This is a genomic window from Hymenobacter crusticola (genome assembly GCF_002154225.1).
Lineage (GTDB): Bacteria > Bacteroidota > Bacteroidia > Cytophagales > Hymenobacteraceae > Hymenobacter > Hymenobacter crusticola.
Map to the genome: position 1 here is coordinate 88344 of NZ_MTSE01000008.1, position 23383 is coordinate 111726.

Below are 23383 nucleotides of genomic sequence, written 5' to 3' on the forward strand. Positions count from 1 at the left end.
AAATTCTAATTAGAAGCCAATGTTAAGACCTGCCGTGAACGAGCGCGTGCGCGGATAGAGGCTGCGACCGTCAGGTGGGTTAGGTTGGCCACGACCATCAATACCAGGCGCCAAGCCTGTATCGTTCACTTCTGGATCAACGCCGCTGTACTTGGTGAAGGTGAGTAGGTTACGGCCCGTTAGGTAAAAGCGTAGGTTGCGAATGAGCGGTGTCTTGAACTTGAAGTTGTATCCTAAGGTCACGTTATCAAGCTTCACGAAGCCACCGGGCTCTAGGTAGTAATCCGAGAATTGCAGAGCGTCATTGATCTGGCTGTTGCGCGTAATGGCGTCTTTCAGCACATTATTAGGTAGATACACCTTGTTGCCGAAAAATACCTGCTGTAAATTCAGAATATCGTAACCAAACTTACCTCGGAAGAAGAGGGTGAGGTCTAAGTTTTTATACTGGAAGCGGTTGTTCCACGACAAGTAATACTTAGGAATGCCATTACCAATATAGGTGTAGTCGTCATTGGGTACGATCTTATCGGCTGTAACGGCTTCTCCATTGGCTTTGTAGAACAGCCAGCGGCCCTCAGGCGTCAAGCCGGCGAAGCGCTTGCCGTAGAAGCTGCCTAGTGAGCCGCCCTCGATGGTGCGGATAGCAGGACCTAGGGCCCCGAAACCGCCAATGTCGCCAAAGGTCAGGAAGGTAACTCTAAACACATCATCCGAAAACGACACGAGCTTGTTGTTTTGGGTGCTGCCCGTGAAGTCCATTCCCCAGCTGAAGTTGTTCTTTTTCAGTACCGTACCGCTCAAGGTTACCTCTACGCCATTGTTATCAATCACGCCGACGTTGGTGTAGAGCGTAGATTGCACGAAGGGCGGTAATTGGGTATTGAAGTTGCCGAGCAAGTCGGAGGTGCGGCGGCGGTACACATCTACGGTACCGGTCAGACGGGCGTTGAACAGGGCGAAGTCGACGCCGACGTTGAACTCCTTTTTCCGTTCCCAACGCAGGTTCGGGTTTGGGTTGTTGTTGGGGCCGTAAGTCTGGCGCCAGATGCCGTCGTCGTTCAGGTACTGGTTGCCCGTGCCCAAGCGCACCACTGATTGATAATTGGGAATGCCTTGGTTGCCGGTGATGCCGTAGCCGGCGCGCAGCTTCAGGTCGTTCACGAAGGTTAGCCCACTCATGAAATTCTCCTTGCTGATCGTCCAGCCTACTGACGCGGCCGGGAAGTCGCCATACTTGTGGTTGGCACCAAACCGCGAAGAACCCTCGTGGCGCAGAATGAACTGGGCAATGTATTTGTCTTTGTACGAGTAGTTTACGCGGCCGAAGAAGGCAATCAGCCGGTTATCTTCCTTGTTGCTGCCCAACGAAGACTTGCCGAGTTGCAAGAAGTTGCCGGCACCTAGGTTATTTTCTTGAAATACGTCGTTCAGGAAGCCGCTATTAGCCCCTGAAAATTCCTCAAACACTCGGTACTGGTAGCTGTAGCCACCCAGCGCCCGTAAAGTATGATCTTGGTGGAAGGTGCGGCTATATTCCAGCGTCGACTCAAATGTGTAGTTGTTTTCCAAGTAGTTACGCTTGCGGGCGTAGGCGGTGCCTTTCACCGGCGTACCGTTCAGGGTACCGATCTGCGAAAAACGGGAACCTGCCTGCCGATACTCGTTATCATTTTGCGCGTCTCGAATTAGGGCGCCAAAGGCCGTAGCCCGCAGCCCTTCGATGGGTTCGAGCGTAAAGCGTACGTCGGCAGAGGTGGTGTTCTGGCTGCGCTTGTTGCTTTCCTGGTTGAGGCGGCCGAGGGGGTTGGTGGTGGAGCCTTCCTCGTAGTAAGTTCCGTTAGGATTGAAAACGGGCTGCGTAGGGTTACGACCTAGTGCATCTTCAAAATCGCCGGTGTTACCGCCGAGTAGGTTGGCGTTGTTGAAATTCGTGGCCAGATTGAGCTGGGCGCTGAGCATGTCATTGAGACCTCGCTGGTTGAGGCTAAGGCGCCCCCCATATTGCCGTCGCCAGTTTCGAATGGTAATTGGCTCGGCATCGTTGTAGTACATAGAAGCCCGATAGCTGCCCGTGTTGCTTCCACCTGATAAGGCCAGGTTATGGTACTGGCTAAGATTGTCTTTGTTTAGGAGCAGGTTGTAAAAGTCAGTGGAGGCCCCTAAGTCCCGCATCTGGCTTGCTTTGGGGTTATTAGGATCGGCGCTGTAGGCGCGCCATTCCTCCGCATTCAAGAAGCGGGGGCGTTTTGCCACGGCTTCGTGCTGCACGTAGGTCGAGTAATCGAAGCGAGCGGGCCCGGCTTTGCCTTTCTTGGTGGTAATCAGGATGACGCCCGCGTTGCCGCGCGTACCATAAATAGCCGCGGCCGAACCGTCTTTTAGAACATCAAAAGACTCAATATCATCTTGTTGTAGCAGATCGAGGTTGCCGCCGGGTATCCCGTCAATTACGATCAGTGGCGCTAGGCTGCCATTCACCGATACAATACCTCGTAGCTGAATAGCGGGGCTAGAGTTTGGGTTGTTGCCCTGCGTCCGGGTCACCGACAAGCCGGCTACTTTGCCCTGAATCAGGTCGAGGGCGTTGCGGGTGCCGCCCTGGTTGAAATCTTCCGCCTTCACCGTCGACACGGCTGAGGTTACTTCGGCCCGGCGCTGGGTACCATAGCCTACCACCACTACCTCGTTCAGCGACTTCACGTCCGTCTTCAAGGTGATATCAATGGTGGTCCGGCTGCTGATTGCCACTTCCTGGGGGGTAAATCCGATAGAGGACACCACCAGCGTAGTCGCATTGTCGGGCACGTCCAACGTATAGTTGCCGTTTGCATCCGCTACGGCGGCAGTGCTGGTGCCTTTTACCAGGATTGTTGTTCCCGGAATGGGCTTGCCGAGTTCATCCACTACCCGGCCTTTTATGGGCGCAGGCAGCCGCTTAATCGTTTTAGCATCCGGATAAAATGCGAATGCGTTGTTGGCCTCCTGACCACTAAGACGCTCTGTGCCTTTCGGGCGTAGCGTAGTGTGTACCGGGCTGCCGGTTGCCATGCTGGCCGGAGCCAGGACGAGGTGAAGCCCGGTCGCGCACAGCGTGACCTTGACATTTCTCCACCAGACCTTTCTTGCGTATACGTATTGCACCATGCTTTAAAGATTTATATTAAAAAGGGTGAGATTCTTCTATAAAAAAGCACAGTAAATGAGCTGATAATCAGCGCAAACTGTCAACAACGTGCCCTTAGGGCCAGCGGGTCAGGCTAGCTCATGGTACAAGGCATAACCAGCGCTTTCGTATGACGGATACCGTCAACGAAAACTGTAAGTGGTTACTCAGCCCCAGCTAGGTCAACTAGTTGGGCAATGAAGGTGTGGATAATCGTAGGGCTAGTTCGAAAAGGCAGCGCAATAAGCTCGATTCTTTGAGCTGAATAACGGGGCAAAACAAGCGGGTTACACGACAAAGTTGCGTCGCTTATTGGTCAAACATAATAATTGCCCCGGAATATCTTCACTAATTTTTCATATAATTTATATCTATAGCTCTACTGTAGATTCAGGTGAGCTACCAAAAAGCCTTGACGCTAGGGCAGGAGTGCAAGCAATGCGAAGGCGTTTTGGTCAAGCAAGATAGAAGGCAGTTAAGAGCAATTTGTTAATAATTAGATAGTTGAAAGATAAACGCTCCGTAATCTTTGCAGGGTGAATTGCCACAGGTTCCGTAGCCCTAGGTTTGGATACTCGTGCGGGAAAAAGCGTGTTGTTTTGATGCGCGGCACCCCACTTGCAGGGCTGCTCACAGCTAGTTACTCAAAGCCTTCAACCACGCGGCACTACCTAGCTTCAAACCACGCCTGCTAGCTGCCTTCTCGTTCCTTGTGAGCCGGAGCCAATCTTAAAATAGCCTGTCCGATCTGCCAGTCCAGCGTAGAAACGCCAATATTTTGCGTCTCTATGGCTTAGTAGACCATACAAATAACTGCTAGGTAAATCGTTAGTATGACGTAGTTCTTACCGCCGCGTGGAGTAGGAGACACCTAGGGTCACGTTGGTATTGTCAGGCACTTTGCCTTCGCTGTACTGGCTTTCGTGGGTGTAATTGTAGGAGAAGTTAACGGCCAGCGCTTTGGTTAGCTTCAGGGCTAAAGTGGTCAGGTTGCTAAAGCGGTAGTTATTGAAATCAGCTAGCGAAGGCTGATAAAACGTGACAGCGCTAAGCGTCAGAATCTTAATGGAGTAAGCCACCTTTAGCCGCACCGAATTGCGCGCCGTGAGTTGCGTGGTGCCATCCAAAAAGTTGGTTCTTTCCCGAATGATCAGGTTGCTCACCGACACCTCGCGCCCTAGGGTATCGGAGTAGAAGGCCCAGCCTGGCCCGGCCCCTAGCTGGACCCGGTCGGTGATGCCGCGGAGGTTGCTGCGCTCGAAGCCCCCAATGGCATACGCCCGGAACCGGCCTTTGTAGTAATACGGCGTGGTATTCAGCAGTAGCTCCCGCTCTTTCAAAAAACCATCCTGTTTGCCGTAGATGAAGCTACCATTCAGGGGCAGGCCGTAGTGCTTGCCGCGGGTGAAGGTGACGGCCTGGGTAGTAGAGAGCAACGCGCGGTTGACGCCGCCTCGACTGTAGGCGCCCGTCAGCTGGCCGTTGTACACGATGAGGGTGGTGTCGGGCTGTTGCTGATTTTGGGCGTAGGTACGGGGAGCTAGGAGTAAGCAGGGAAGCAGCAGCAGGCAGAACGAGACAAACTTGGGCATGGGTAAGCAACTGAGCGGCATTGCTGCCATATAGGGAGCCCTGCCGGTTTGCGGAGAGTCGCAAAGGTACAGCGCAAGATTCAACTGCTCAGTTGCTAATTCCGCCGGCCATCGGCAGCTGTACTATACAATGGGTACATTCAACCGCTCACGCCATTGCAAGCCAGCAGGAAGATTGAGCGACGAAAACTCGAGGTGGATGACGCGGCGCGGGCGTGGACTGGTGCTACGATTAGAAGCATGCAGCGTTAAGGGCTTCATCAGCATCACGCTACCTGCCGGACTTGGGCATGAAATAGCATGTGCCGTGTATGTTGACAGCTCAGTGGCCGGAATGGCGCCGTGTTGATGCGAGCCGGGTACCACTTTGAGCGCCCCATTCGTGGCATCACAATCGTCGAGGTGCAGGCGGAGGGTACAAATGTTCTCAGAAATGTCGCGTGGAGGCTGCACTGATATGTCACCTTTCTTATCCGTCCAAGGACCGAAGTGCGGTATCTCTAAACGTTTGTCCACGCTAATCATCAAATCCTGATGCCAGGCGACGAGCCAATTCGATTGCGCGGGCTTGTCGAAGTAAATAGCTTTTGTGAGATAAGGCGTAATGGGGAATAGCGCGGCTAATAACTGCCGTAGCTTAGGCGTAAATAGCAGGCCTTGTAGCGCCGGAATTTCGCCTAGCAGGTTGCGAATAGCAAATAAGTCTTGCGTACGGCGGAAATTACTAGAAGACCCTGTTGCTGTATCAACGATTTGTAACAGACCCCTGACCTCGTCCGCATCAAATACATCCGGTAGTACGGCGCATCCTTGAGCCGCTAGTTGAGCGGCGGCACCTAGCTTATCGCCAGGCACAAGAGGCGCTAAGCTGGGGAGAGGCGGAGTAATAGCTGCGGTCATCATCTCCCAAAGATACTCACCGACGTTGTTTGGGCGGCGCGGATGGTAAAGTTGCGGGTGTCGGTAAATTTACTGCCGGTGCTGGTTTTGGTACGAAACACGAGGCGGTAGGCGCCGGGCTGCATGGGCAAGTTGATCTTGCTGCTAACTTCGGGCAGGTTGTACACCCACGTCTGCGATTCGTCGTCGTTGAGGCGGTAGATGCTGCCGTAGCCTTTCAGGTCCGTCACGATGTTAAGGGTGCCGGGCGCCTCGTAGGTAACAGTCGTTTCCTGACCTTGCTTGATGCTGATGCGCCGCATGATGCGCGGAAGCGTGAGCACTTCCACTTCGTAGTTACCGGCTAGTAGCTTTTGTTTCGTGCCGAAGGGGAGGGCTACTACCGTGGTCGGGTTGCCCGCGGCGCGTACCACGGCCTGCACCTTGCCGTAGGGATTAGGCGTCAGGTTTGGGGATTGAAGCGCCAGGGTGCCCTGCGGAGTTTTGTAGGTCAGCACGTTGGCTTTGCCAGCCCGGATAGCTAGGTTTTGCTGTCGCACCGGTGGCACAGTATTAATTACCAGATCGTAACTCTGTAAGGCGTCGATGTCGAGCACATCGGGTTTGCCTTGGTCGTCGCGGTAGTGCACGTAGTTGTACTCGGGCTGCTCAGTCACGTTGTTGACAAACGTCATGTTCACGTTGCTTTCCACTGGGCGGCCACTTTCGTCGGTGAGGTTCACGCTCACAGTGGTTTTCTGGAGCGTCTGGGTGATAACATTGTCGAGCACCGAGCGGAAGGTCTTCACGTCAGCCGCGTTGTAGTACTGACCTAGGCATTCGAGCTGCTTACCAAACTCTTTTTCTGCCCCGATGCCAATCACGAAAGGCTTTAGGAATACACGCTTGCGCTGCAACGCCAGCGAGGTTGCGCACGGGTCGCCTTTGCAAGATTCCAAACCATCGGTTATCAAAATCAGCACGTTGCGGGCGGTGCGGTCGGCGGGGAAGTCGTTGGCTGATTGCTGAAGGGAGTAGGTAATGGGGGTGTTGCCGCGGTTTTGCAAAGCCTTCAGCTTGGCCTTGATAGCCGCCGCGTTGCGGGCCCCGAACGGCACCTCCAGCTTCGAATCTTCGCAGTTATTTTCCTTGGCTTCGTGCAGGTGGCCGTACACGCGCAGACCTAGCTCCAGGTTTGGGTAGGTATTGAGGGAGTCGGCCATCTTGGCCAGCAAACTCTTGGCAACCTCCATCCGTGGGCGGCCTTCCCAGGGCGCGTTCATCGAGCCCGAGGCATCGAGCAAAAACAGAATACGGGTGGTACGAGGCTTTTCCGGCGGTGCCTTTTGAGCCCGCCCCGGCACCACTAGCAGCACAAGACTCAGGAGGAAAAAGCTGAAAAAACGTATCGGGTGAGGCATACTACGTACAACGGGGCAACATCTCTGATTCGTGTAAATGCGCATCTAGCAGTCAGTGGCTACGGCGCGGCGCAACGGTGGAGCTTGCCTACGCCGCAGCAGACTGCGGCACCGGTTGGTCGAGGGCGGCCACTTTGTTGGAACCCCGTGAGAAAGAGACAATGGCGCCCAGCAGTACCAAGCCACTCATAACCAAATAGGCATAATGCATGCCTTGCACTTGGGCCTCAGCGTTTTCGGGCGCTAAGTGGTGCGCCAGGGCGTAGCGGTTGCGAGTGCTATACCAGACCGCCGCTGCCAGCGCAATGCCGACCACAAAACCTAGGTTGCGCATGAAGGCCAGCAAACTACTCGCCACACCCCGTTGTGCCAACGGGGCCGCATTGAGCGCACTACTGCTATTAGGCGACTGAAACAAGCCGAAGCCCATGCTGATAAGAGCGCTCCGCCACACCACGTTTTGCCAGCCCCAGTCGGGCTGGAGGCGCGAAAACATGAAGTAGCCAAAGGCCGCCAGCAGCAAGCCCGCAGTCGAGATCCAGCGGGCGTTGATTTTATCGGAAAGGTAGCCGCCCAAGGGAGCTACCATGCTCAGCGTTAGTGGGCCTGCCAGCAACACCAAGCCCGCACGCTGGGGGGTGAAGTGCAGGAGCTGCTGGAGAAAGAACGGGATAATAAACAAGTTGGAGCCCGACGCCACAAAGCCCAGCAAGGCCGCAAAAATGGCTGCCGTGTACGGGTAGTTGCGAAACAACTCTAAGCGCAACATGGGCTCTTTCACCCTAGCTTCCCAAAAGAGGAAAGCCCCTAGAAACACCGTGCCGCTCCCAATCAGCGCCAGCACCAGCGGATGATCCCAGCCGTACTGGGGCTCGGGACCGAAATCCAGTCCAATCAGGAGCGTGACCACGCCCACCAGGAAAAGCCCCGCGCCGATGAGGTCGAAGGCTTGCTGGGGCTGTTTGTTGCTTTTGGGTAATACCGTCCAGGCTCGCCAGATGCCAATGAGACCAATGGGCACGTTGACAAAAAAGATGCTCGACCAGCCGAAACGACCTAGGAGAAGCCCGCCGATAACCGGACCCGCGCTGCTGCCGGCCGCCACAATAGTCCCAATCAGGCCCAGGGCCCGCCCGCGTTCTTGGGGAATAAAGGTATCGCTAACGATGGCGGGCGCGATAGCAAAGATCATGGAAGCACCTAGGCCCTGAATAACCCGGAAAAAGACCAACGACCAATTGCTCCAGGCGAGCCCGCACAGCAAGGACCCGCCCACAAACACCGCAAAACCCGTGATGTAGAGCTGCCGCCGGCCCACCAGATCCGAGAGCTTGCCCATAATCAGCAGCGTGCTGGTGGTGGCCAGCAGGTAGCTAAGCACGATCCACTCGACACTGTCGCCGGCGTTCAACTCCCGTCGAATAGTGGGCAAGGCAATGTTGACGATGCTGCTGTCGAGCGTGGCCATGAAGGTGCCAAAAGCTAGGGTAGCGAGCACCATCCACTTGTTGGAGGCGGAGGTAGCGGGAGGAGCAACAGGCGTTTCGGGCACGAGCGAAGGAAATAGCGGAGCTTGAAATAAAAAAGGTCATCCAGAGCATAGGAAGGACCTAGCTCCGGATGACCGTTCATACGGTGTAACCCGTTTAGAGTAGCTGCGCCGCGTGGTTTTTCGTGTCTACCTTCTCGATGATCTTCTCGATAATCCCTTGCTCATCAATTAGGAAAGTGGTGCGCATGGTGCCCATGTACTTACGGCCGTACATCGATTTTTCCTGCCACATCCCGTAGGCCTCCACAATTTTTTTGTCCGTATCGACCAGTAAGGGGAAGGGCAGCTCATACTTCAGAGCAAATTTCTTGTGCGACTTTTCACCGTCGACGCTCACGCCAATGACTTGCACGTTCTTGCTGGTTAGCTCTTCGCTGTGGTCGCGCAGGTTGCAGGCCTGGGCAGTGCAGCCGGGCGTATCGTCTTTGGGGTAAAAGTAGAGGGCTACTTTTTTGCCGCGCAGATCAGCCAGACGAATGAGGTTGCCATCTTGGTCAAGGGCTTCGAAATCGGGGGCGGGGTTGCCAGCGTGCAGTTGCATAGGATAAGATTAGCGCAACGCTCCCGTTGGCGGAGCGAAGCGTGTGGAAGAAGCAGGTAAAGCGTGAAACGAACCGCGAAGCTAGGGCTTCAAACGGCAAGTTGTCTACGCTTCTTCACCTAGCGGCTGGCCCGTGTAAATCAGGTTTTCGACGGGGAAGCCTAGCTCGTGAGCCTTGACAATGAGCCGGTCGCGGATGGAGCGTTCTAATTGGGGCGTGCGGCTTAGCACCCACAGGTACTTCCGGCCCGGCTCGCCTACCACGGCGAAACGGTAGTGTGGATCTAGCTCCAGAATCCAATAGTCGCCTTCAAAAGGCCAGAAGAACTGGACTTTCAGCTTGGCATTAGTTTTCGGATCCACGACGCGGGCTAGGCCTTTGGCCGTGTCCGCTGGGCCATTCACGTCATTTTTGTGGCAAGTGTTGAACACGTTTACCTTGCCATCGGGGCGCAGGTGGTAAGAAGCCGTGACATGCTCGCAGTTTTTCTCAAACCGTGCGGGCAGGCGGGCAATTTCGTACCACACGCCCATGTAGCGCTTCAAATCGACGTGTGGCACGACGGGCAGGGGAGCACGACGGGCTTTGGAGTAGAGAAGGGCAGAAGCTGCTACAACGGCTGTGGCAGCAGTAGCAAGCAGAACAGGGCGGCGTGGTTTCATAGGGTTTGAGGCTTAGTGCTTGGTAAGTACTACCTAGACGTGGTTCGTTTACTGCTTAACGCTGAATCAAGTTCTACGTGCTACGTAGTAAGCGTCTGCCCCGCTAGGGTCGCATCAGGAAAGCGAACGTCATGTCGACCACTGGTCGAAATGACGACCTATTGGCTTAATCACTAAATCCGAAACCGCAGCACCTTTTCGTTGCCGGCTTGGTCGGTGAGGTGGAGCTCGGCATCGCCGGCCAGCGGTACGGTGTGGTCCTGCCGGTCGGTGAAGAGCGTGGCGTTCTTGTACTCGTAGCGCAGCAAGCGCCACTGGCCGTTCACCAGCAAGCGGTAGCTAGCGAGCCCCGAGAGGTTGTCGCCGACCACGAATGTCACGCCCGCCGCCGACTTGCTCACCAGCCGCGCCGAGGGCGGAATGGTGTCGGTGAGGACGCGAAACGAACCGAATGTTTTAATCGGTGCCGTAATCTGATTGCCGTCCCACTTGCCGCCTTGGTAGATGCGGCCGCCGCGCGCGTTAATCATGTACACCGCCGAGCGTTGCTTGTCGATAATCTCTTCCTCGGGCTTCAACGTCAGGCGCAGGGGCTCAAACAGCGGCGTGCGGGTGTTCTGAATGGTCCATAGGCCTTCCTTATAGCTGGTTTGCAAATACAGCGTATCGAACAGCGTGCGCGGCCCAAAAGCTAGGTTCAGCACGCTGTTAGAAAAGGCAAACTCCTGGCCCGCGGGTATTAGGGCCTGCCGGTTGAAGCGCTGCACCACGCGGCCAAACCGAATGGAATCAGGCAAGCCCGCGCGCAAATCGTAGAGGTACACATTCTGGCTCTGCACTGTGTAGCTAGGTTTTAGCTCTAGCCGGCGGCCGTTGCGCAGCAGCGTCAGGTTGCCGCCCTGGCTAGCGGTATCAGGGTCGGCTACGGATACCTTCAGGATGTTGCGCGTGATGTCGTAGCGCACAGCAGGCTGGCGGACAGCGGCACTACGCGTTTTGTAGTACATGGGCTGTTGGCCGCGCAGCACAAAGCGCAGCGGCGTGCTGTTGCCGTACGAGTCGAGCAGGTTCACCTCCACGGCGTAAAGCTTGCCGTCTTCCACCCGCAGCTTGCCTTTGCTAGGGCCGGTGGTGTAGATCGGCAGGATGTTGCCGTCGTCTACAAACAGCTTTTCCAGGGTGCGTCCCATGGTGTGCTGCCATTCGTAGTCGATGTGGTCTGAAATCGTACGCGTATCGCTAAATGGCACCCCGTCAATTACATACTGATACGTTGGCTGCCCATTTACGCGCACTTCCACGCGCTGCAAGCCATTGCGATTCCAGGCCGTATCGAAGCGGTCGAAGGCCTGCACCTGCAAGCCAATAGTGCCAAAACAGTTAATCGTATCAGCCCATGTGACCGGCACGCCGGGGCCCACGGGGAGCTTGGGCGCAAGCACAGCCTTGTCAAAACGACCACTCACCCGCGCATCAATGCTGAGCGGTTCTACGGCAAACGCCTGAATAGTAGGCGGCACGTGGTCTTGAATTTCGTCGAAGCCGCCCCACTGCAAGGGGTTGAGCTGCGCGTCGTGGGCGTCGCGCACTTCCCAGTGCAAGTGCGGCCCGCCCGAGCCGCCCGTGTTGCCCGACAGCGCAACTAGGTCGCCGCGCTTCACCGGAAACTGTTCCTTGGTGAAAAACAGCTCCAGTTCAAAGGTTTGCTTCTCGTACTGCTGCTGTCGCATCTGGTCGGCCACGGGGCCTAGGAAGCGGTTCAGGTGACCGTACACGGTTGTCAGGCCGTTGGGGTGGGTGATGTAGAGCACGTTGCCGTAGCCGAAGCTCGACTGCTTCATGCGCGAGATGTAGCCATCAGCGGCAGCGTACACCGGCAAATCCACGCGGCCGTCGGTTTTGATGTCGAGGCCGCCGTGAAAGTGGTTGGGGCGCAGCTCTCCCATGCTACCCGCTAGGTAGTTGGGCTTGCCGGGCTTGATAGGGAACAGAAAGTAGCCCTTCTCCACATTGGGGTGTGAGACTGGCCCGGCTTGCGGCGTGCCCGGGCCGGCGTTGCTGCTGCCCAGCGAGAAGCCGGCTTTCGACTCCCTTGCTGGTGGCGCAGTAGCTCCAAACGGGGCGGGGCGCAAGCTGGTAGTGGTCAGCAGCACCAAGGCGCCTACCGCTAGCTTGTTCCAAGAAAAAACGCGTACGCGAACCGGCTGCGAAGAACCCACGACCGGCAATCGAAATTTATTTAACCGCAACATCCAACAATTTCTCGTCCTCAATATACCCCGTTAGCTGATCACCAATCTGCACCGGCCCTACGCCGCTGGGCGTGCCCGTGAAAATCAAATCGCCCATTTTGAGGGTAATAAAACGCGAAATGTAAGAGATTATGGCCGCAAACGGGTGCAGCATCAGGCTGGAGTTGCCCTGTTGGCGCACCTGGCCGTTTACTTCCAGACGGAAATTGATGTTGGCTAGGTCAGCAAAATCGGCTACTGGCTTGAAGGTGGTCGAGAGCGGGGCCGACCCGTCAAAACCCTTGGCAAGTTCCCACGGTAAGCCCTTGCTTTTGAGCTTGCCCTGCAGGTCGCGGGCCGTGAAGTCGATGCCTAGGCCAATAGCGTCGAAGTAGGTATGAGCAAACTTCTCGTCGATGTTCTTGCCGTTTTTGCTGATGCGCAGCACCAGTTCGATTTCGTGGTGAATATCCTGCGAAAAATCGGGGTAGAAGAACGGCTGGTTGCGTTGCAGCAAGGCGGTATCTGGCTTAGCGAAAATGACGGGTGCGTCAGGGGTTTCGTTCTGAAGCTCGGCGATATGGTCGGCGTAGTTGCGGCCGATGCAAAGAATTTTCATTGGGGCGTAGTGCTTGGGGGCTTGTGCTTGGGGCCTAGGCCTCGCGTAATAGGTAACGTTCTTCCGCCCGTATCCTGCTACGCGAGGGCCTGCATGCTTATGTACTGGGTTGCGTTTGGCAGAGTTGTTCTGTACGCGGTGTCAAAACTAAGCACCAAGCACTAGCCCCCAAGCACAAAAGTGACATATAGGCAATCAAACATTTTACCTAGGCCCCGACGTATAGCTGCTTAACGCTGACCTAGGGTTCAACCCCCGAGCCTGGCGCTGTCTCTCCACAGTTCCCCTCTTCATCATGCTTAAAAAAATCATTCTAGCAAGCTCGTTGCTGATAGCCGCTGGCTGCACCACCGTTCCCATCACTGGCCGTCGGCAATTGAGCTTAGTTTCCGATAGCGAGATGCTGACACTCAGCAACCAGGAGTACAAGAAAACGCTAAGTGAGAGCAAACTTTCTACAAACGCCAGCCAAACGGCCATGGTGAAGCGCGTGGGGCAGCGCATTCAGCACGCCGTGGAAGAGTACATGGCTCAAACTAACAACACTGCTGCCCTCGCTGGCTACGAGTGGGAGTTTAACTTGGTAGAAGATAAGCAGGTGAATGCCTGGTGCATGCCCGGTGGCAAGGTGGTGGTCTACACCGGTATTTTGCCCATCACGCAAGACGAAAACGGACTAGCTGTGGTGCTCGGCCACGAAATTTCGCACGCTGTAGCCAAGCACGGCAGCGAGCGGATGAGCGACCAGCTTATTGCGCAGTACGGTGGCGCGGCATTGCAGACCGTGACGGGTGCTAACCCAACGGTGGCAGGCAGTATGCTCATGACAGCCGTAGGGGCGGGCTCGCAGCTAGGTTTACTACACTTCAGCCGCCAGCAGGAAAGTGAGGCCGACCACTTAGGCCTGATTTTTATGGCGATGGCCGGCTACAACCCCGAAACGGCTATTGCGTTCTGGCAACGGATGGCGGCTCAAAGCCAAGGCGGTACACCCGCGTTTTTGTCTGATCACCCCGCCGACCAGCAGCGCATTGCCGACATTCAACGGTTAATGCCAGAAGCTCAGAAATACTACAAGCCTCGCTAAGGGACTTGTCCTTCACCCACTCACATGAAACCTTTCTCTTCTGTTGTCGTGCGTACGGTGCTCGCTGCCTGCCTAGGTCTGGCAGGAGCACTCACGGCCTGTGAAACCAGCAAGCATGGCTTCCCCGAAAGAGGAATGCCCGCCGACGACCCGGATGCGGCCGCTGCGCAACGCCGCCGCGAAGCCGTAAACAGGCAGATAGCCACGATCAACGAGGGCAAAGTAGAGTACATTGTGCCGCGCAATCAGATGGCCACAGCTTTTATCCGCCTGTTCAACGATGGGACGGTAATCGACAAAACCTCTGTGCAGAAGGTACAGGAAAGCAAGAACGACAAACCCGTATATTACCTAGTAGGCGTTGGGTTGCGCAATGGCATGTACCGGGCCATGGCCATTCCGCTGCAAAGCTCCTCAGACAACAGCCTATACCTAAGCTCCAGCGCCGAACGCTACATCCTGACCAGCGTAGGCTGCTCGTTTTGCTCGTTTTCCTTCGAGAAGAACCGTATCGTGGGTACTACCTGCGAGGAAAACACTGGCGGTAGCCGCTGCGACCTGATTGTGAAAGAGTACAACAATTTTTTCGTTCGCCAATGAACCGCAAATGGATCCTACGCCTGAGCCTCACCGCTCTTGCCCTGTTACTAACCACCGACAAGCGGCGACCCAAGCCGGCAAAACCTACTGAAGAGAAATAGCAAAGGCCCGCTCACGCGGGCCTTTTTGTATGTATCTGCCAAGGCTAACCTAGGTAGGATTAAGCGCTAGGTCGGTTGTTCTCGTCTTCGCGGCGGTGCATGTAGCTCTGCGAGCGCAGCCATTCGTCGGTACGCTCCCGCTGCTCTGGGTACAAAAGCCGGCGCAAGTGTACATCAATGGTAATGGTGAGGTTAGGCGCCATGAGCGTACTAATGCGCTGGGCTTCTTCCTCCAGCGAAAGTTGCTGCACATCGGTCCGCAACGATTCTTTCTGTAGCTCGATTTCTGCGCGCAGATAATCTAGGACGGCGTGCGTGAGGGCATTGGTCAAGTGCTGATGCAGCGGAGACTTCGTGTCCATTCAAAGAAGTATAGCGGGTAGGGAAATCAGTACGACGACGGGGGAGAATCCAACAAAGCTAAAAGGAAAGAAGCAGTCTGCACGGCGTTCTAATTGGTTTATTTTCAACCAGTAAACTACCTGCTTTAACGAGAAAAAAGCCCCTTTCACGCTGCTTGCTGCGTGAAAGGGGCTTTTTATACTGGTGCAGAATCTTTAGGAAACTACTTCTGCTGCTAGCTTGGCCAGATCAAGCCCATCGAAGGTGCCCGACGACATCATCAGCAGGTTGGCGTTGTTCCAAGGCTGCTGGTGCAGGAAGTCAGCCAGGGCTTGGCTGTCCGTAAATACTTTCAAATCGGGGCGCTGGAAAGCTGTCTGTACAGCCTCGGGAGCTAGGGGCGGTAGGCGCTTGTGCTCCAGCACGTGCGGGTTGAAGTATACCACCGCCACATCGGGCGCGTCGAAGGTGTGCGCGTACTGCGGCAGAAAGGCTGGGTTCAGGCTACTGAAGGTATGCAGCTCCAAGCACGCGACCAGTCGGCGCTGCGGAAACTGCTGCTTTAGGGCCGTAGCCGTGGCCTTGAGCTTGGAAGGTGCGTGGGCGAAGTCTTTGTACACCACCGAATCTTGGCCGGCGCGCACGAGCTCCAGGCGGCGGGCAGCTCCTTTGAAAGTGGCAATGGCTTCGTAGAAATCTTTGCCTTTGATGCTCAGTTGCTTGCAGACTTCGCGTGCTGCCGAAATGTTGCGCAGGTTATGTTCGCCAAACACCTGAATCGGCACTTCCTCGTCTTTCTTCGTAAGCAAGTACGTGCGCCCCTGCCGAATGACGTGCTCGTGCGGGCCATAGCCCACGTACCGCACGTCGGGGGAGGAGGGCACCGTCACGAGCTGCACCTGCTCGTCGTCCTGGTCGTAGATGAGCACGCCTGCTTTGGGCGTCATTTCAGCGAAAATGCGGAACTGCTCGCGGTAGTCCTCTTCCGTCGGAAACACATTGATGTGGTCCCAGCTGATGCCAGAAATCACACCAATGTGGTGCTGGTACAAGTGAAACTTAGGCCGTCGATCGATGGGCGAGGAGAGGTACTCATCGCCCTCAATGATGATGATGGGTGCGTCGTCGGTGAGCTGCACCATTAGGTCGAAGCCTTCAAGCTGGGCCCCCACGGCGTAGTCGAACTTGCGACCGTGGTAGCGCAGCACGTGCAGAATAAGCGAGGTGATGCTGGTTTTGCCGTGCGAGCCGCCAATCACGATGCGCTGCTTGTCTTTGCTGGCTTCGTGAATAAACTCCGGGAACGAGTACACCCGCAGACCTAGCTCCTGGGCGCGTAGCAGCTCAGGGTTGTCGGCGCGGGCGTGCATACCCACAATCACGGCGTCGAGGTCGGTGGTAATTTTTTCCGGAAACCAGCCTTCCTCGGTCGGCAAAATGCCGGCGGCTGTTAGGCGGCCGCGCGCGGGCTCAAATATTTCATCGTCAGAACCCGTTACCTGTACGCCACTGCGGTGCAACGCTAGGGCTAGGTTGTGCATGATGCTCCCCCCGACGGCAATCAGGTGCAAGCGTTGGAAAGAAGGAAGAGAGGCCATTCAGAAGCGGTAAGCAGGAAAAGGCCGTAAAGGTAAGAACACACGGCACAGAGTTGCGTCTGCCATTTTGGGAAAAGCTCGTCCAACTCTCGGAAAAAAGAGTAAAAGCCTGGGCTACGTATTCGGGTAAGATACCCAAAAGAAAGGATAAGGACACTTTGCTAAATCTAAGTTGTAGCCGCTAGCTTTGTGCCCCTTTTGCGTTAGATTTGTTGAGTACCCCTATGAGTGACCGAATGGATGACCGCCTAAAACAATCGGCCTCGCGGGCCAAAGCCGCTTGGAATAGCCGCCCGCCCGTGCTGACCCTCGCTTCGCCCACTGGCAAGCTGCCGCCCCAGGCGCGCGAGTTGGAGTCGGCTGTGCTAGGTGCGCTAATGCTGGAAAAAGATGCTCTGACCACGGTTATCGATATTCTGAAGCCGCAAAGCTTCTACGACGACAAGCACCAGCGCATCTTCAAGGCCATCCTAAACTTGTTCGACAAGTCGGAGCCGATTGATATCCTGACGGTCAACCAGGAGCTGCGCGAGATGGGCGAACTAGAAGCGGCCGGCGGCACGCACTACGTAGCTAATCTCACGTTCAAGGTCAACTCGGCCGCCAACATCGAGTATCACGCCCGTATTATCACCGAAAACGCCATCAAGCGGGAGCTGATTCGCATTGCTAGCGACATCCACCGCGACGCATTTGAGGATACCACCGACGTGTTTAACCTGCTGGACCAAACCGAGCAGTCGTTGTTTGAAGTGTCGGAATCGAACATTCGCAAGAACTTCGACGACATGCGCTCCTTGATGGGGAAAGCCATCAAAGAGCTGGAAGAAAAGAAAAACCAGAAGGATGGCCTCACGGGTGTGCCCAGCGGCTTCTCAGCGCTAGACCGAGTAACCAGCGGTTGGCAACCGTCCGACTTAGTGATTATTGCGGCTCGACCGGGTATGGGTAAAACCGCCTTCGTGGTGTCGGCCATGCGCAACGCGGCCGTCGACCACAAGAAGCCGGTAGCTATCTTCTCGCTGGAAATGTCGTCGATTCAGCTCGTGAATCGTCTGATTTCAGCGGAGGCAGAGCTAGATTCGGAGAAGATCAAGAAGGGTAACCTAGCCGACTACGAGTGGGCCCAACTCAACCACAAGATTTCGTCCTTGTCGTCGGCCCCAATTTTCATTGACGACACGCCCGCGCTGAGTATCCGGGAGCTACGCACCAAGTGCCGCCGCCTCAAGGCCCACCACGACATCCAAATGATCATCATCGACTACTTGCAGTTGATGACGGGTAACGCGGATGGGGGCAAAGGCGCTGGCAACCGCGAACAGGAAATTGCCTCTATCTCGCGGGCGCTCAAGGGTATTGCTAAGGAATTGAACGTGCCGGTGTTAGCCCTGTCGCAGCTCTCGCGTTCGGTGGAAACCCGCGGCGGCGACAAGAAGCCACAGCTGAGTGACCTTCGTGAATCAGGTTCTATTGAGCAGGACGCCGACATGGTGGTGTTCTTGTACCGCCCAGAGTATTATAAGATTACGGAAGACGAAATGGGCAACCCAACCCAAGGTATGGGTGAGGTTATCATTGCCAAGCACCGAAATGGCTCGCTCGAAACGGTGCAGCTCAAGTTTATCGGTCGCTTCACCAAGTTTGCCGACCTCGACGGTGGCGGCTTCGGCGGCGACGACTTCAACACCGGCGCCTTCCCCGCCAGCACCTTCGACGATGACGCGAGCAGCTTTGCGCCTAATACCATCCGCCTAGGTTCGCGCATCAACAACGACACGCCACCCCCCCAAGCTTTCCCACGCAGCAACTTCGGCAACGAAGATCCGCCGTTTTAATAGCCTATTTAACAATAAACCCGTAACATGCCCTATTCAGGCGGGGTACGGGTTTTATTTTGTATTAATAGTACTCAATTATTCTCTGGATAACTCTAGTAAGTTTGTTGTCTGTTAAATAAGCCATCTGCTTCCAGTTTCCGGCTTTGTCGTACTTATAAAGATAAGAATACTCTTGCTCAGAAAGCTTGGAGTTTCTTGTGAATAGGACTTCGCCTCTAATAGGAAGTTTATTTATGTAATATGTTTTAAAGTGACTTTGAATGATCGTTGAATCTTCGTCAAAGTAGTTACTTTCTCTTATGGTTAAATCTTGTATTTGTTTAATTGTTTCTATACTCGATGGAGTATACTTCTTTGATTTGTAATCAAAGAAGTATTTTGTATTCTGAGTTATACTAGTGTCATTTTGCTGACTATAGAGTGTTCTTTTGTGTAAGGTCTTGCCCCATATTTCAGTAACACTGCGTAGTTGATTATCTTTTTCATAATGCCGTTGATAATTAATTGTATGGCTAGTGGGGAAAAGAATTTCGTTTGGTGCTAATTGTCTATAGTTGACACTATTAGGGTCTAATTGTGTGTTGATTAGAGCTTCTTTTATCAAATTTCCCTTTAGATCATATTCGTAATGAGTAACGATCAAAGGATTGTCTACTTGTGCATGCGATTCCAAGCGGATAAGTTTGCCGTTTTGATAGTAACGAACAGCTTTCTCGCTTCTTACGCCCGGTACTTTGAAAACAATTTCCTCGCTTATTCCTTCTTTATCATGGTAATAATATAGAATCTGTTGTCTGTACTTGTCTGCAGGTCTATTTTGTTCAATAATACGCCCTAGCTGGTCGTATTTATATTGCATATAGATGGTGTCAGTATGAGCTCTGATAAAATCAACTTGGATAACATTGCTATGGCGATTATAAATAAATCGGATATCCTCGTAGCGTTTTTTCGCTCGCTGTTCATCTATAACGGAATCCAATACGGTAATAACGTGTACCCTTCCCTGCGGACTTACAGGAGTAGGTAGATATTCTCGTATATAATTAGATTTAAAGCTCTCTAGTTTTTGACCTGCTACTACTTGGCTAATCATATATAATAGCAGTGTTGATATCCTGGCAAGATTAATCATTGAGATTAATTATATATTCTAGAAGTACTTCAAAAGTAAGTAAAGCGAGTAGAAGAGTCAATGACAGGTACTTGGGTAAAAGTATATGTACGAACAACTCCGCGCTTATTTTCAAACACGCTTACCTGGAATTACTGATACGCAAGTCGAGGCGCTACAAGCTCAGTTGCAGCCGCGTACGTTACGACGACATGAGGTTCTTATCCGGCAGGGCGAGGCAGGACGCCGTGGTGCTTTTGTAGTGCAGGGCTGCTTACGAAGCTATGTGGTCGATAAGAAAACCAAGGAGCATATTCTGCAATTTGCGCCGGAAAGCTGGTGGATATCGGACCAATACAGCATGTTGCGCGGCTTGCCAGCTATGTTTTCTATCGATGCCTTGGAAGACTCGGAAGTGTTGCTCTTTGGTCCTGATTTCTTGCCGTTGTTACAAACTATTGGACCGGAGTTTCAAGCGTTTTTTCATACGCTGTTGCAGAATAGTATGGCGAGTATGCAGCGGCGTTTGATTTCCATTCTGAGCGCCACAGCCGAAGAGCGCTATTTGGAGTTTCTGCAGATGTACCCGACCCTGGTGCAGCGCTTGCCACAGCGTATGATTGCGGCCTACCTAGGTATCACACCGGAGTCGTTGAGCCGGGTGCGGAAGGAGTTAGCTAGGTCGTGAGGGAAGGTTGATTTCTTATCCTACATCAAGGCGCTGAGGCTTGGGAGAAGGTAATTTTGGTATGAAATCAAGAGGGTAGCTGGTATGCAACGCAGTCGTTTTCTGAAGATGCTGGCCGCCCTGCCTTTTGCTTCAACCATGAAACTGAACGATTTATATTCCACTGCTACTTCTTTCCGGAAGAGCGACAAAATGCCGGTGCTGTTTGTGGGGCACGGCTCGCCGATGAATGCGCTGGAGGATAACTCCTTCACCCAAACGTTGCAGAACCTAGGGCAGCAGATCCGGCTCGACCACCCGCCCACGGCCATCTTAGTGGTGTCGGCGCACTGGCTCACGAAGGGCTCGTTTGCCACGCTGAACCCCATGCCGGAGACCATTCACGATTTCGGCGGCTTTCCGCAGGCGTTGTTTGATATGCAGTACCCAGCACCCGGTTCGCCGGAGTTTGCCCAGCAACTCATCGACATGGTGCCCGACGTGCACGGCTCCGACGAATGGGGACTCGACCACGGCTCCTGGACCATCCTGCACCACCTATTCCCGCAGGCCGACATTCCGGTGTTCCAGCTCAGCCTCGACTACACCAAGCCGCTAGCGTATCACTTTGAACTAGCTCAGCAGCTTCAGTTTTTGCGCGAGCGGGGTGTGCTGATCATTGGCAGCGGCAACATCGTGCACAATCTGCGTCTGAGTGTGCCCAAGCTGATGATGAACGACAACACGCCGCACGATTGGGCGGTGGAGTTTGATGCGTGGGTGAAAAACAAAATCGACCAGCGCGACTTCCGCAGCCTCGTCAACTATCAGCAAACCGGCCAAGCCGGTGCCCTCGCCGTCCCGACCGTCGACCACTACTTGCCCGTGCTCTACAGCCTAGGTGCCACCGAAGCGAAAGAACCCATCAAGCAGGTGTTTGAGGAGGTGTCGTACGGCGGGCTGAGCATGCGCACGTTTATGGCAGGGTAGCGTTAGAACTAAAAACCAAGTTCCCCTCCTTTTTTCAAGGAGGGGTGGCCGCAGGCCGGGGTGGTTGAGCTAGAACTAGAAGACTGGAGCTGGCTTTTGAGTTCTAGTCTCTAATCATCGTTCAACGACGTTGACCACCCCGGCCTGCGGCCACCCCTCCTTGAAAAAAGGAGGGGAACTAGTTTACTAGTTTTAGCTCCTAGTCCTATTGCTTAATCCCCGTCAGTACGATTTTCGGCTGCGGGGGCTTTTTCATGCCGGCACCTAGGTAGAAGCCGGTGTGCGGCGGCTGATTATAGCTCGTGTTTTGCCAAGCGATACTGAGCCGGTATTGTGGGTCGTGCATCAGGGTGTAGAAGCGGTGTTCGGTGGGGATGGTGGTGCTGTAAATGCGAAGTTCGTGGCTGTCGGAGGTGCGCCAGATGACTTCCTCGCGCCAGTCGCCTAGGATGTCGGCGCTGAGCGTGGGGGTGGCTTTGGTGCCGTTGTTGGCTACGCAGCCTTCGGCGGTGAGCAGGTTGCGGGTTTCGGCTTTGGTCCAATCCCACTTGTCGATGCGGTTCTTGTCGAGCAGCTCGCGGGTGAGGTCGCCATCCCACCATACTAGGAAGTTGGTGGAAGAAGGCACCTTTTCGGTGATGGTTTTGCCGTGCACGTCGCGTAGGCCGCCGGGGCCGCCCCAGTTCTCAAAACCTAGGTGCGTGGGGTCGATGTCGGCGGCGACGCCGCGGCCTACGTCCACGCCGGGGCTTTGGCTGAAGAGAGTCTTGCCGGTTTTGGCGTCATACATGGCCACGCCGGGCGTATTCAGGGCTAGCGTTTTTTCCTCGCTTTCGTGAATGCCGAATACTTCTAGGCCAGGGTGCGCCGGGTCCATATCGGTGAGGTGGATGGCATCGCCGTGGCGCAGGCCGGTGGTGTAGAGGCCCTGGCCGTTGTCGTCCACGGTCATGGCGCCCACGCAGACTTCATCGCGACCGTCTTGGTCCACGTCGGCTACCGTGAGGTTGTGGTTGGCCATGCCCGAGTAGGGGTTATTACCGTCTTTTGAGTCGAAGATCCAGCGCTGCGTGAGCTTGCCTTGGCGCCAATCCCAGGCTGAGAGCACCGTGCGGCCGTACCAGCCACGCACGAACACTACGCTTGGGTGTACGCCATCCAGGTAAGCCACGCAGGCGGTAAACCGGTCAGGGCGGCCGCCAGTGACGTCGTTGCCGCCGTTGCCACCGATGCCGCCCCAGCCATCGAGTGGGTAGCGCGTCGGGGTGTAGGGCTGGGAAGCTAGGGCCGCGCCCGTCAGGCCATCGAACACAGTGAGGTACTCCGGCCCGTCCACAATTTTGCCGTATTTTGGGTCAGTAGCAGAAGTCAGGGTACGCCAATCTTTGCTAGCGCCGCCGATAGGTTTGCCAGTGCCATCAATGGTGCCATCAGCCGTTTTGCAGACGAGCTCAGCCCGGCCGTCACTATCAAGGTCGTACACCATAAACTGCGTGTAAGCGGCGCCCGAGCGAATGTTCTTGCCTAGGTTGATACGCCACAGCCGCTTGCCCGCCAAAGTATACGCATCTAGAAACGTAGGCCCAGTGACGCCCGGCTGCGGCGGGTTCTTACCATTTGAGGGGTCCCACTTCAGAATGATTTCGTATTCGCCGTCGCCGTCCAGGTCGCCTACGCTGGCGTCGTTGGCGCTGTAGGTGTAGGCGCTACCTAGCTCTTCGCCGGGTGGGGGCACCTGAAGTGGCACTGAAAGGTAAGGGCGCGCTGGTGCATTGGCCGCCAAGGTGAAGGGCGCGCTGGCGGCCTGCTCGGCGCCTTTCAGTACCGGCTTCACGAAGTACGACCTAGCTTCAGTCGAGCTAGCTTTTGTGTCAAGAAAGCTGGTGCTTTTTGTGAGCGGCGTTTTGTTCAGCTTGACTGGCGCTTGGTCACCGGTTTTGCGGTACAAATTGAACGCAAGATTTTCTGAGTCAGTACCGAGCAAGCGCCAACTGACAAACGTCGAATCGCGCCCTTGCTGAATGGCTACTACGCCGCGACCTAGGTTTTCCATCTGCCGCTGCGCGAAGGTTGGCTGGCTCGCAAAAGCTAAGAGAGCGGAAATGGAAAGAATAAAGCGTTGCATGAGGGGAAGCTTTCGAGGCGGGTGTTTCTGATTTGAAAGGAAAAGAGAACGTCATGCTGAGCTTGCCGAAGCCTCTCTCCCGCTTCGTTGCTCAGTGTAGAGACGCAATACTTTGCGTCTCCTCGTTGAACGACCGGTATAGGAAACCTAGGTCAACAACATCAGCAACGACGAGACGCAAAGTGTTGCGTCTCTACAATCGATGAAGCGGGAGAGAGGCTTCGGCAAACTCAACATGACGTTCTAGATATAGG

At 54.8% G+C, this 23383-nt stretch carries 18 protein-coding genes; 5 read left to right on the forward strand and 13 right to left on the reverse strand.

Annotated elements, in window-relative coordinates; translation table 11 throughout:
• Positions 1–9: 9 nt before the first annotated feature.
• From BXP70_RS16160 to BXP70_RS16200, 9 genes are all read right to left on the reverse strand, one after another.
• Positions 10–3051, reverse strand: a complete 3042-nt coding sequence (locus BXP70_RS16160) for a SusC/RagA family TonB-linked outer membrane protein (protein ID WP_086595142.1) — start codon at positions 3049–3051, stop codon at positions 10–12.
• A 960-nt stretch (positions 3052–4011) separates the two neighbouring features.
• Positions 4012–4758 carry a DUF481 domain-containing protein gene (locus BXP70_RS16165; RefSeq protein ID WP_179197714.1) on the reverse strand — a complete coding sequence of 249 codons (747 nt, stop codon included), beginning with the start codon at positions 4756–4758 and terminating at the stop codon, positions 4012–4014.
• 123 nt (positions 4759–4881) lie between these two features.
• Entirely contained in the window at positions 4882–5661 is a 780-nt protein-coding gene (locus BXP70_RS16170) for a phytanoyl-CoA dioxygenase family protein (RefSeq protein WP_218779805.1), read from the reverse strand.
• Positions 5658–7058, reverse strand: coding sequence for a vWA domain-containing protein (locus BXP70_RS16175; protein WP_086595145.1), 1401 nt, complete (start codon positions 7056–7058; stop codon positions 5658–5660). Before BXP70_RS16175 ends, BXP70_RS16170 begins: the two co-directional genes overlap by 4 nt.
• A gap of 88 nt (positions 7059–7146) precedes the next feature.
• On the reverse strand, positions 7147–8610 hold the full coding sequence (locus BXP70_RS16180; RefSeq protein ID WP_245849654.1) for an MFS transporter: 1464 nt from the start codon (positions 8608–8610) through the stop codon (positions 7147–7149).
• Between the two features lie 94 nt (positions 8611–8704).
• On the reverse strand, positions 8705–9151 hold the full coding sequence (gene bcp, locus BXP70_RS16185; RefSeq protein ID WP_086595147.1) for a thioredoxin-dependent thiol peroxidase: 447 nt from the start codon (positions 9149–9151) through the stop codon (positions 8705–8707).
• A 105-nt stretch (positions 9152–9256) separates the two neighbouring features.
• A complete protein-coding gene (locus BXP70_RS16190) occupies positions 9257–9814 on the reverse strand; it encodes a lipocalin family protein (protein ID WP_086595148.1) in 558 nt (185 codons plus the stop codon).
• A gap of 173 nt (positions 9815–9987) precedes the next feature.
• Entirely contained in the window at positions 9988–12033 is a 2046-nt protein-coding gene (locus BXP70_RS16195) for a M23 family metallopeptidase (protein ID WP_179197715.1), read from the reverse strand.
• A gap of 16 nt (positions 12034–12049) precedes the next feature.
• Positions 12050–12664: a fumarylacetoacetate hydrolase family protein gene (locus BXP70_RS16200; RefSeq protein WP_086595150.1), complete on the reverse strand. Its 615-nt coding sequence runs from the start codon at positions 12662–12664 to the stop codon at positions 12050–12052.
• 295 nt (positions 12665–12959) lie between these two features.
• Here BXP70_RS16200 and BXP70_RS16205 point away from each other — a divergent pair, with 295 nt between their 5' ends.
• Together BXP70_RS16205 and BXP70_RS16210 are read left to right on the forward strand one after the other, a co-directional pair.
• Positions 12960–13751, forward strand: coding sequence for a M48 family metallopeptidase (locus BXP70_RS16205; protein ID WP_086595151.1), 792 nt, complete (start codon positions 12960–12962; stop codon positions 13749–13751).
• Between the two features lie 24 nt (positions 13752–13775).
• Positions 13776–14351, forward strand: a complete 576-nt coding sequence (locus tag BXP70_RS16210; protein ID WP_143436530.1) for a hypothetical protein — start codon at positions 13776–13778, stop codon at positions 14349–14351.
• A 160-nt stretch (positions 14352–14511) separates the two neighbouring features.
• On the opposite strand, the gene BXP70_RS16215 is transcribed toward BXP70_RS16210, so the two are convergent.
• Both BXP70_RS16215 and BXP70_RS16220 read right to left on the reverse strand, forming a co-directional pair.
• On the reverse strand, positions 14512–14814 hold the full coding sequence (locus tag BXP70_RS16215; RefSeq protein ID WP_086595153.1) for a hypothetical protein: 303 nt from the start codon (positions 14812–14814) through the stop codon (positions 14512–14514).
• A gap of 195 nt (positions 14815–15009) precedes the next feature.
• The gene (locus BXP70_RS16220) at positions 15010–16392 is read right to left on the reverse strand and encodes a UDP-N-acetylmuramate--L-alanine ligase (RefSeq protein ID WP_086595154.1); all 1383 of its coding nucleotides are present in this window, start codon (positions 16390–16392) and stop codon (positions 15010–15012) included.
• A gap of 224 nt (positions 16393–16616) precedes the next feature.
• Between BXP70_RS16220 and dnaB the strand changes: the two genes are divergently transcribed.
• Positions 16617–18230, forward strand: a complete 1614-nt coding sequence (gene dnaB / locus BXP70_RS16225; RefSeq protein WP_218779806.1) for a replicative DNA helicase — start codon at positions 16617–16619, stop codon at positions 18228–18230.
• Between the two features lie 64 nt (positions 18231–18294).
• Here the strand turns inward: dnaB and BXP70_RS16230 are convergent, their stop codons facing one another.
• Entirely contained in the window at positions 18295–19329 is a 1035-nt protein-coding gene (locus BXP70_RS16230; protein WP_179197716.1) for a hypothetical protein, read from the reverse strand.
• A 124-nt stretch (positions 19330–19453) separates the two neighbouring features.
• Between BXP70_RS16230 and BXP70_RS16235 the strand changes: the two genes are divergently transcribed.
• Both BXP70_RS16235 and ygiD read left to right on the forward strand, forming a co-directional pair.
• The gene (locus tag BXP70_RS16235; protein WP_086595157.1) at positions 19454–20035 is read left to right on the forward strand and encodes a Crp/Fnr family transcriptional regulator; all 582 of its coding nucleotides are present in this window, start codon (positions 19454–19456) and stop codon (positions 20033–20035) included.
• An 84-nt stretch (positions 20036–20119) separates the two neighbouring features.
• Positions 20120–21004: a 4,5-DOPA-extradiol-dioxygenase gene (gene ygiD, locus BXP70_RS16240; protein ID WP_245849655.1), complete on the forward strand. Its 885-nt coding sequence runs from the start codon at positions 20120–20122 to the stop codon at positions 21002–21004.
• A 205-nt stretch (positions 21005–21209) separates the two neighbouring features.
• Here ygiD and BXP70_RS29935 read toward each other — a convergent pair whose 3' ends face one another.
• Complete coding sequence (locus BXP70_RS29935) at positions 21210–23129, reverse strand: rhamnogalacturonan lyase (RefSeq protein ID WP_086595158.1); 1920 nt, start codon at positions 23127–23129, stop codon at positions 21210–21212.
• Positions 23130–23383: the final 254 nt, after the last annotated feature.

What these genes read in the sequence shown, in the direction of transcription:
- BXP70_RS16160 (WP_086595142.1), bottom strand. Translation starts at nt 3,051, where the DNA reads ATGGCAACCGGCAGCCCGGTACACACTACGCTACGCCCGAAAGGCACA.
- BXP70_RS16165 (WP_179197714.1), bottom strand. Translation starts at nt 4,758, where the DNA reads ATGCCCAAGTTTGTCTCGTTCTGCCTGCTGCTGCTTCCCTGCTTACTC.
- BXP70_RS16170 (WP_218779805.1), bottom strand. Translation starts at nt 5,661, where the DNA reads ATGATGACCGCAGCTATTACTCCGCCTCTCCCCAGCTTAGCGCCTCTT.
- BXP70_RS16175 (WP_086595145.1), bottom strand. Translation starts at nt 7,058, where the DNA reads ATGCCTCACCCGATACGTTTTTTCAGCTTTTTCCTCCTGAGTCTTGTG.
- bcp (WP_086595147.1), bottom strand. Translation starts at nt 9,151, where the DNA reads ATGCAACTGCACGCTGGCAACCCCGCCCCCGATTTCGAAGCCCTTGAC.
- BXP70_RS16190 (WP_086595148.1), bottom strand. Translation starts at nt 9,814, where the DNA reads ATGAAACCACGCCGCCCTGTTCTGCTTGCTACTGCTGCCACAGCCGTT.
- BXP70_RS16200 (WP_086595150.1), bottom strand. Translation starts at nt 12,664, where the DNA reads ATGAAAATTCTTTGCATCGGCCGCAACTACGCCGACCATATCGCCGAG.
- BXP70_RS16205 (WP_086595151.1), top strand. Translation starts at nt 12,960, where the DNA reads ATGCTTAAAAAAATCATTCTAGCAAGCTCGTTGCTGATAGCCGCTGGC.
- BXP70_RS16210 (WP_143436530.1), top strand. Translation starts at nt 13,776, where the DNA reads ATGAAACCTTTCTCTTCTGTTGTCGTGCGTACGGTGCTCGCTGCCTGC.
- BXP70_RS16215 (WP_086595153.1), bottom strand. Translation starts at nt 14,814, where the DNA reads ATGGACACGAAGTCTCCGCTGCATCAGCACTTGACCAATGCCCTCACG.
- BXP70_RS16220 (WP_086595154.1), bottom strand. Translation starts at nt 16,392, where the DNA reads ATGGCCTCTCTTCCTTCTTTCCAACGCTTGCACCTGATTGCCGTCGGG.
- dnaB (WP_218779806.1), top strand. Translation starts at nt 16,617, where the DNA reads ATGAGTGACCGAATGGATGACCGCCTAAAACAATCGGCCTCGCGGGCC.
- BXP70_RS16230 (WP_179197716.1), bottom strand. Translation starts at nt 19,329, where the DNA reads ATGATTAGCCAAGTAGTAGCAGGTCAAAAACTAGAGAGCTTTAAATCT.
- BXP70_RS16235 (WP_086595157.1), top strand. Translation starts at nt 19,454, where the DNA reads ATGTACGAACAACTCCGCGCTTATTTTCAAACACGCTTACCTGGAATT.
- ygiD (WP_245849655.1), top strand. Translation starts at nt 20,120, where the DNA reads ATGCAACGCAGTCGTTTTCTGAAGATGCTGGCCGCCCTGCCTTTTGCT.
- BXP70_RS29935 (WP_086595158.1), bottom strand. Translation starts at nt 23,129, where the DNA reads ATGCAACGCTTTATTCTTTCCATTTCCGCTCTCTTAGCTTTTGCGAGC.